The organism is Pseudomonas sp. LSJ-87, from assembly GCF_032971465.1.
Classification (GTDB): domain Bacteria; phylum Pseudomonadota; class Gammaproteobacteria; order Pseudomonadales; family Pseudomonadaceae; genus Aquipseudomonas; species Aquipseudomonas putida_Z.
The window spans coordinates 40,348-49,196 of sequence record NZ_JAWJYQ010000051.1 but is presented as its reverse complement, the minus strand read 5'-3'; the positions used below and the strand labels follow the sequence as shown (position 1 = coordinate 49,196).

Below are 8,849 nucleotides of genomic sequence, written 5' to 3'. Positions count from 1 at the left end.
GCAGCTTTCTTGCTCAAATTCTAAAAAGGTGGCGCGATCCCTGTGGGAGCGGGCTTGCCCGCGAACACGGGCAAAGCCCGTGCCATCCACTGTTGTGCCAGGGACATGCTTTCGAGCATAAGTTCGCAAAAAAAAACGGGGCATGCCATCGCTGGCATGCCCCGTTTTTCAAACCGTTAAAGCGCCTCAGGCAACCTTGACGATCCAGCCAGCCGGTGCCTCCACGTCACCGCTCTGGATACCGGTCAGCTCGTTGTAGAGCTTCTGGGTAACCGGGCCGACCTTTTCCAGGTCGTGGAACACGTGCAGCTTGCCGTTGTACTCGATGCCGCCGATCGGGGTGATCACCGCAGCGGTACCGCAGGCGCCGGCTTCGATGAAGCGGTCCAGCTTGTTGATTTCCACATCGCCTTCGATCACGGTCAGGCCCAGGCGCGATTGCGCCAGTTCCATCAGCGACAGGCGGGTGATGCCTGGCAGCACCGAAGCCGATTTCGGGGTGACGAACTCGTTGTTGGCAGTGATGCCGAAGAAGTTGGCCGAACCGACTTCCTCGATCTTGGTGTGGGTCAGCGGGTCGAGGTAGATGGCGTCGGCGAAGTTGGCTTTCTTCGCTTCTGCACCCGGCTGCAGGCTGGCGGCGTAGTTGCCACCGACCTTGGCCGCGCCAGTGCCTTGCGGGGCTGCGCGGTCGAAGCTGGAGATCTGGAAGTTGTGCGGCTTCATGCCGCCCTTGAAGTACGAGCCAACCGGGATGGCGAAGATCGAGAAGATGAACTCGGGGGCGGTGCGCACGCCAATGTTGTCACCGGTGCCGATCACGAACGGACGCAGGTAGAGGGCGCCTTTACCATGCGGTGGCACGAACTTCTCGTTGGCCTTGACCACTTGCTTGCACGCCTCGATGAACACATCGGTCGGCACCTGCGGCATCAGCAGGCGGGCGCAGCTGCGCTGCATGCGGGCGGCGTTCTGGTCCGGGCGGAACAGGTTGATCGAACCGTCCTTGCAACGGTAGGCCTTGAGGCCTTCGAAGCACTGCTGGCCGTAGTGCAGGGCCGTGGAGCCTTCACTGATGTGCAGTACGTTGTCTTCGGTCAGGGTGCCTTTGTCCCACTCGCCATTGCGCCATACGGACAGGTAGCGTTTGTCGGTCTTGATGTAGTCGAAACCCAGCTTGTCCCAATTAATGCTTTCGTTGCTCATGACACCCTCATTGTCTTGCAAGTGCCCGATTGCTCGGGCTGCTGTTATATGCGCACCACGCCACCATAATACATCCGTGGCAGATCGGGAACGGCCAGTCACGAATTGATAGCCTGCAATGCATTCATTGCGGCTTCTACAGGTGCAGGTACTCGTCCAGCGCCAGCTGGTCGAGCAGTACCTGGTCGTGGGACGCCACCACCAGCGCCCCGCGAAACTGCCCGAGCATGTGTTCCAGTGCGGCCAGTGACGGCAGGTCCAGGTGGTTGCCGGGTTCGTCCAGCAGCAACAGGTCGAGCGGCCGTTCGCGGTATAGCACGGCGGCCAGTGCTGCCTTCATCCGCTCACCGCCGCTGAGCAGGCCGCTGGGCAGTTCGATGCGGGCCGCATCCAGGCCCAGTTGCGCCAGGCGGCTGCGCAAGTCGCCCTGGGCCAGTGACGGGTTTGCCTGGCGCAGGTGGTCGAGCACGCTGGTGTGGCCTGGTAGTGCGCTGCAGTGCTGATCGAGCAGGGCGGTTTCACCACTGAGGCGCAGGCTGTCGGGCGGTGCTGGCAACTCACCGTTCATCAGCCTGAGCAGGGTGGACTTGCCACTGCCATTGGCGCCGACCAGGCCCACCCGCTGGCCCAGGCACAAGCGCAGGTTCAGTGGTTTGCGCGTGCCGCGGGGGAGGTGCAGCGCCTGCAAGGCAAGCACTTCGCGGCCCGGATGGCGCTGCGGCGTGGGTGCATGCAGGGTAATGGCGCTGTCCTGCTCGACTTCGCGGGCGGCGTCACGCACTTTGCCCTGCAGCGCCTGGCGGGCGTCGCGATGGTCGCGGCGCTGCTTGCCCGCAGTGGCCTGGCTGCGTTCCTGCTGGCGGTCGACCAGGATCTTGGCCTGGTTGGCGTGCCTGGCGTTGCGCCCGGCGCGGGCCTGATGACGTTCCAGGTCTTCGCGCTGGCGCTGCAGTTCGCGCGCCTGGCGTTGCTGCTCCTGTTTCAGCCGGGCAAGTTGCTGTTGGGCCTGCGCTGTCTGGCTGGCTTTTTGGGCCGAATAGAAGCTGTAGTTGCCGCCATAGGCCTGCAAGCCCAGGCTGGACAATTCGACGATGCGCGTCATGTGCGCGAGCAGGCTGCGATCATGGCTGATCACCAGCAAGCCCCGGTCCCAGGCTTCGATCATGCTCAGCAGTTGGGCGCGGGCGTTGCTGTCCAGGTGATTGCTCGGTTCGTCGAGGATCAGGTAGTCCGCTTCGCTGAGCCAGGCGCCGACCAGCGCCACGCGCATGGCCTGGCCACCGCTCAGGCTATGGGCGGGCTGGTGCAAGTCGAGCTGGCCCAGGCCGTGGCGTTGCAGGTGCCCCTGCAATTGCTCGCGGATATCCCAGCGTTCGCCGACAGTGTCGAAGTCACTGGGTGCGACGCTGCCTTGCTCGATGCGCTCCAGCGCAGCGAGCACCGCGCCCACCTGGGCCAGGTCGGCGACCGTGGCGCTACGCTCGATCACCTGCTGGTCCAGAAGATGGATGCGCCCAAGGCGCCGACACTGGCCGCTGCTTGGTTCGCGTTGGCCGGCAAGTATCTGCCCGAGCAGGCTCTTGCCCACACCGTTGCGCCCGACCAGGCCGGTGCGGCGTTGGTCGAAGGTTTCGCTGAGGTCGGTAAATAACAGCCTGCCGTCAGGCAAGGCCAAGGAGACGCTGTCCAGCGTCAGGATCGACGTGTTCGTCATGCACAACTCCACAAATGCCGCGACATCTCCGGAGCGAACCGGAGGCTGAAGACTGGCCGTCGAAGGGACGGCGGCATCAATGGCGCATTGGACGAATACCTCGTGAAAGGGGAATGCGCAGCCTAACGGATAGAGGCATCGTTGTCGCGGGAAAACAGATTCCGCGAGTGCGCCGCGTGCCCTGTAGGAGCGGGTTCACCCGCGAAACAGGCGACGCGGTGGATGGCACGGGCTTCGCCCGTGTTCGCGGGTAAACCCGCTCCCACATGGCCGGCGTCGCCCTTAAGGCGTGCACTGGACCTGTAGGACCGCGCATGCCCCTGGTTCAGCGCCCCATCAAGCGCTTGCTCCAGTTGCCCCCGTGGCTCTGCTGGCAGGCCTCTTCACTGTCAAACCGCACATGCCAGGCCGGATGATCCAGCTGAATGCCAGCCTGTTCCAAAGCCAGGCCGGTCAGCGCCAGCATGCGTACCTTCGCGTCGCCCGCCACGGCGGCGGCCTTGTCGGCCTCTCGCTCGAACACCCAGGTAATGCGCAGGCTGGCCGGAAAATCCTCGGGAGCCAGACGATGGGTCAGCCAGCTGAAACCGACGATCTCCGCCTTGGCGGTTTCGCAGGCTTCGGTCAGGCAAACCACCAGTTCACGCTCCAGGCGTGCCATATCGCGCTTGTTCAGGGGTTTCACCGGTGGGCCTCGCTGCTCAAAGCCACCACTGTAACGCAGTTGCGCCACTTGTTGTCGGCCAGCCCGACTGCAATGGTTGACCACCCGCCAGCCACTGCGTAGCCTTGCCACTTCGAGGTTCTTCGGCCAGGCCGAAGCTAAGACGGGAACGCGGTACAAGCCGCGGCTGCCCCCGCAACTGTAAGCACCGACAACGGATCGACACAGCCACTGCGCCCGCGCGCGGGAAGGCGTCATCCCGCCAGCCCGCTGCACCAGCGGGCACATGGAACGGTGCGAGCCAGGAGACCTGCCTCGTCACGTTTTCGACTTTCAACCGGGCGGGGTGATCCGGTGGCGAACAAGCCCGGCCGGTCTGGCCCGTGGCTGTCGTCCTGCATGCCCGCGCCAATCTGCCAAGGGCAATGCGACATGAAAACACTGGCCAAGCTCCCCGTCACCATCGTCACCGGCTTCCTCGGCTCGGGCAAGACTACCTTGCTGCGCCACATGCTCGACAACGCCCAGGGCCGCCGCATTGCGGTAATCGTCAACGAGTTCGGCGAACTGGGCATCGACGGCGAAATCCTCAAGCAGTGCAGCATCGGTTGCACCGAAGAAGAAGCCACCGGCCGCGTCTACGAGCTGGCCAACGGCTGCCTGTGCTGCACCGTGCAGGAAGAGTTCTTCCCGGTGATGCGCGAGCTGGTGGCACGCCGTGGCGACCTGGACCATATCCTCATCGAAACCAGCGGCCTGGCCCTGCCCAAACCGCTGGTGCAAGCCTTCCAGTGGCCGGAAATCCGCAATGCCTGCACCGTCGACGCGGTGATCACGGTGGTCGACAGCCCGGCCGTGGCCGCCGGCACCTTCGCCGCCTACCCGGATCAGGTCGATGCCCAGCGCAAGCTCGACCCCAACCTGGACCACGAGTCGCCGCTGCACGAACTGTTCGCCGACCAGCTGGCCAGCGCCGACCTGGTGGTGCTGAACAAGGCCGACCTGATCGACGCCGAAGGCCTGGCCAAGGTCCGCGCCGAGGTGGCCGAAGAACTGCCGCCGGCGGTCAAGGTGATCGAGGCCAGCAGCGGCAAGCTGCCGCTGGAGGTACTGCTGGGCGTGGGCGCCGAGTCCGAGGCGCACATCGATGGCCGCCGTACCCACCACGATTCGCATCATGACGGCGATGACCATGACGATCATGACCACGACGCCTTCGACTCCATCTCCATCGACCTGCCCGAAGCCGACGAAAGCCTGCTGCTCGACGCCCTGACCCAGTTGGTGGTGGAATTCGGCATCCTGCGCGCCAAAGGCTTCGCTGCCATCCCGGGCAAGCCGATGCGCCTGCTGGTACAAGGCGTGGGCACCCGTTTCGACAAGCACTTCGACCGCGCCTGGCGCGCCGACGAGCCGCGCATCACCCGCCTGGTGCTGATCGGCCAGGACCTTGACGCCGCCCAGCTGGAAGCGCGCCTGCGCCAGGCACTGGGCGCCTGACCCATGCACCTGCTGCGGACCCAGCCCGGCGGCTTCGTGCCGGATGACAGCATTGCCGACCTCGGCCAGACGCCCGCCGAGCTGGTGATTCTCTGCAGCGGCGATTCGCACCTGGCATTGCTCGCCGATACCGCCGAGCAATTGCCCGAGGATTACCCCAGCCTGCGCCTGGCCAACCCGATGCAGGTACAGAACCATGCCTCGGTCGACCTGTATGTCGACCAGGTGCTGCGCCATGCCAAGGTCATCCTGGTGTCGCTGCACGGCGGCGTCGGTTACTGGCGCTATGGCGTCGAGCAACTAGTCGAACTGGCCGGCCGTGGCGTGCAACTGATCCTGGTGCCGGGCGACGACCGCCCGGACCCGGAGCTGACCAGCCTGGGCAGTGTCAGCGGCGAGCAGGCCGAGCGCCTCTGGCACTACTTGCGCCAGGGCGGCAAGGCCAACGCCATCAACCTGTTCAACTGCCTGGCCAGCCAGTGGCTGGGCCGCGACTATGCCTGGGACGAGCCGCAGCCTTTGCCGCGCACCGCCGTGTATCACCCGGCCAAGGGCAGCGCCACGCTGGAGGACTGGTACCCGCAGTGGCATCCCGAACAGCCGGTGGCGCCACTGCTGTTCTACCGCTCGCACTTGCAGGCGGCCAACACCGCGTTCATCGATGTGTTCTGCCAGCGCCTGCAGGCCGCCGGGCTCAACCCGTTGCCGATCGCCGTGGCCAGCCTCAAGGAAAGCGCCTGCCTGGAGCAGGTCGAAGCCTGGCTGGACGAGGTGGGTGCCGAAGTGCTGGTCAACACCACCGGCTTTGCCCTGTCCAGCCCCGAACGGCCCAACCTGCGCCCGTTCCGTCGCGACATCCCGGTGCTGCAGGCCATCTGCGCGCAAGACAACCAGCCCGGCTGGGAAGCCAGCGAGCAGGGCCTGGGGGCGCGTGACCTGGCCATGCACATTGCCCTGCCCGAACTGGACGGGCGCATCATCACCCGCCCGGTCAGTTTCAAGGACATGGCCTGGCGCAGCGAGCGCAGCCAGTCCGACGTGGTCTGCTACCGCGCCCACCCCGAGCGCATGGACTTTGTCGCCGAACTGGCCCGCCGCTGGGTCGAACTGGCGCGCCTGCCGAATGCGCAAAAGCGCGTGGCCCTGGTGCTGGCCAACTACCCGACCCGGGATGGCCGCATTGGCAACGGCGTTGGCCTGGACACGCCAGCGGCGGCGCTGAACATCCTCAAGGCCCTGCAGGCCGAAGGCTATCCGCTGGCCGACTTGCCGGGCAGCGGTACGCAACTGATCCACCAGTTGCTCGGCGGCGTGACCAACGACCTCGACCATCTGGACCTGCGCCCCTGCGCGCAGAGCCTGAGCCTGGCCGACTACCAGGCCGCCTTCGAGCGCCTGCCCGAGGCCAACCGCCAGGCCGTGCTGGAGCGCTGGGGGCCACCGCAGCAGGACCCGATGTACCGCAGTGGCCGGCTGATGGTGGCCGGCCTGCGCTTTGGCTTGACCTTCGTCGGCATCCAGCCGGCGCGGGGCTACCAGGTGGACCCCAGCGCGGTGTACCACGACCCGGACCTGGTGCCGCCGCACGGCTACCTGGCGTTTCACTTCTGGCTGCGCCATGCCTTTGCCGCCGACGCGTTGATCCACGTCGGCAAGCACGGCAACCTCGAATGGCTGCCCGGCAAGGGCGTCGGGTTGTCGGCGCAGTGCTGGCCGGACGCCTTGCTCGGCCCGCTGCCAAATATCTACCCGTTCATCGTCAACGACCCGGGCGAGGGTGCCCAGGCCAAGCGCCGCACCCAGGCGGTGATCATCGACCACCTGATGCCGCCGCTGACCCGTGCCGAAACCTATGGCCCGTTGCGCCACCTGGAGCAATTGGCCGACGAGTTCTACGAAGCGCAGCTGCTCGACCCGCGGCGCGCCCGCGAGTTGCAGCGCGACATTCTCGAACTGGTCAAGGCCAACCACATCGACCGCGAACTGCAGCTGGAAGGCCAACTGGACGATGCCGCCGTGTGGCTGCCACGCCTGGACACCTACCTGTGCGACCTGAAGGAATCGCAGATTCGCGATGGCCTGCATGTGTTCGGCCAGTCCCCGGAAGGCCGGCTGCGCCTGGATACCTTGCTGGCGCTGTTGCGGGTCGAGCGTGGCGACGGTCGCGGCGGCAATGCCAGCCTGCTGCGGGCTTTGGCCAAGGCGCTGGTGCCAGGTTTCGACCCGCTCGATTGCGAACTCGGGCAGCCATGGCAGGGCGCACGCCCCGAGCAGTTGCAGGCCATGAGCAGCGAACCCTGGCGCACCTGTGGCGATACCCGCGAACGCCTCGAACTGTTGGCGCTGCTGGTAATCGACCAGGCGCTGGGCGGCACCGCACAGTTACCAGCCCAGAGCGAATGGCAGCCGGTGCACGACGTGGTGCAGGCGCTGCGCGAAGCGGTGGCACCCAGCCTGGATGCCTGCGGCAGCGCCGAAATGAATGGCCTGCTGGCGGCGCTGGCCGGGCGTTTCGTGCCCGCCGGCCCCAGTGGCGCGCCCAGCCGTGGGCGCCTGGACGTGCTGCCCACCGGTCGCAACTTCTATACCGTGGACGTGCGCAACCTGCCCACCACCACCGCCTGGCGCCTGGGCTTCGCCTCGGCCAACCTGATCCTCGAACGCCACCTGCAGGACCACGGCGATCACCTGCGCCAACTCGGCCTTTCGGTGTGGGGCACGGCAACCATGCGTACCGGTGGCGACGACATCGCCCAGGCCATGGCGCTGATGGGCGTGCGACCAGTGTGGGCCACCGGCAGCCAGCGGGTCGACGATTTCGAGATCCTGCCGCTCAGCCTGCTCGACCGACCGCGGGTGGACGTGACCTTGCGCGTTTCCGGCTTTTTCCGAGATGCCTTCGGCAACCTCATCCGCCTGTTCGATGCCGCCGTGCAGGCGGTGGCCGCGCTGGACGAACCCGACGATCTCAACCCACTGGCCGCCCGCGTGCGTAGCGAGCGCGCCGCGCTGCAGGCGCAGGGCGTGGACGCCGAGCAGGCCGCGCGCCAGGCTGGCTGGCGGGTGTTCGGTGCCAAGCCCGGGGCCTACGGCGCCGGGGTGCAGAACGCCATCGACGGGCGCCTGTGGCACAGCCGCGACGACCTGGCCGAGGTCTACCTCAACCACGGCGGCTATGCCTACGGCGCCAGCGACGACGGTACCCCGGCGCGCGCCCAGTTCGCCCAGCGCCTGGCCAAGGTGCAGGCGGTGCTGCAGAACCAGGACAACCACGAACACGACCTGCTCGATTCCAACGACTACTACCAGTTCCAGGGTGGCATGCTGGCGGCGTCGGAAACCTTGTCCGGTGCGGCAGTGGCCAGTTACCACGGCGACCACAGCCAGGCCGACCGGCCGCGCATCCGTACCCTCAAGGAAGAGCTGAACCGGGTCATCCGCGCCCGGGCGCTGAACCCGAAGTGGATCGACGGGGTCAAGCGCCATGGCTACAAAGGCGCCTTCGAGATGGCGGCGACGGTCGACAACCTGTTTGCATTCGACGCCACCACGCAGCTGATCGACGACCATCATTACCAGGCGCTGGCCGATGCCTACGTGCTCGACCCGGCGACCCGCGACTTCATGCGCGAGCACAACCCCGAGGCCCTGCGCGACCTTACCGAACGTTTGCTGGAGGCCCAGCAGCGCGGCCTGTGGCAGGCGCCTGGCGACTACCGCGAAGCCCTCGAGGAACAACTGCTCGACGGCGAGGAACAGGCTTGA

5 protein-coding genes and 1 riboswitch are annotated in these 8,849 nt (G+C 66.3%); of the genes, 2 read left to right on the top strand and 3 right to left on the bottom strand.

Annotated features, from left to right (window positions below; genetic code table 11):
- Positions 1 to 186 precede the first annotated feature (186 nt).
- The 3 genes from RYH74_RS23555 to RYH74_RS23545 form a co-directional block, all read right to left on the bottom strand.
- On the bottom strand, positions 187 to 1,206 hold the full coding sequence (locus RYH74_RS23555) for a branched-chain amino acid aminotransferase (RefSeq protein ID WP_013972500.1): 1,020 nt from the start codon (positions 1,204 to 1,206) through the stop codon (positions 187 to 189).
- Between the two features lie 136 nt (positions 1,207 to 1,342).
- On the bottom strand, positions 1,343 to 2,920 hold the full coding sequence (locus RYH74_RS23550) for an ATP-binding cassette domain-containing protein (RefSeq protein WP_317410282.1): 1,578 nt from the start codon (positions 2,918 to 2,920) through the stop codon (positions 1,343 to 1,345).
- 325 nt (positions 2,921 to 3,245) lie between these two features.
- Positions 3,246 to 3,605 carry a hypothetical protein gene (locus tag RYH74_RS23545; protein ID WP_286101801.1) on the bottom strand — a complete coding sequence of 120 codons (360 nt, stop codon included), beginning with the start codon at positions 3,603 to 3,605 and terminating at the stop codon, positions 3,246 to 3,248.
- Between the two features lie 98 nt (positions 3,606 to 3,703).
- A riboswitch (cobalamin riboswitch) is annotated at positions 3,704 to 3,917 on the top strand.
- A gap of 99 nt (positions 3,918 to 4,016) precedes the next feature.
- Between RYH74_RS23545 and cobW the strand changes: the two genes are divergently transcribed.
- Complete coding sequence (gene cobW / locus RYH74_RS23540) at positions 4,017 to 5,084, top strand: cobalamin biosynthesis protein CobW (protein WP_085602303.1); 1,068 nt, start codon at positions 4,017 to 4,019, stop codon at positions 5,082 to 5,084.
- A gap of 3 nt (positions 5,085 to 5,087) precedes the next feature.
- Positions 5,088 to 8,849: a cobaltochelatase subunit CobN gene (gene cobN, locus RYH74_RS23535; protein ID WP_317410280.1), complete on the top strand. Its 3,762-nt coding sequence runs from the start codon at positions 5,088 to 5,090 to the stop codon at positions 8,847 to 8,849.

Excerpts from the sequence above, each read along its gene's own strand:
- cobW (WP_085602303.1), top strand. The coding sequence starts at position 4,017 with ATGAAAACACTGGCCAAGCTCCCCGTCACCATCGTCACCGGCTTCCTC.
- RYH74_RS23550 (WP_317410282.1), bottom strand. The coding sequence starts at position 2,920 with ATGACGAACACGTCGATCCTGACGCTGGACAGCGTCTCCTTGGCCTTG.
- cobN (WP_317410280.1), top strand. The coding sequence starts at position 5,088 with ATGCACCTGCTGCGGACCCAGCCCGGCGGCTTCGTGCCGGATGACAGC.
- RYH74_RS23555 (WP_013972500.1), bottom strand. The coding sequence starts at position 1,206 with ATGAGCAACGAAAGCATTAATTGGGACAAGCTGGGTTTCGACTACATC.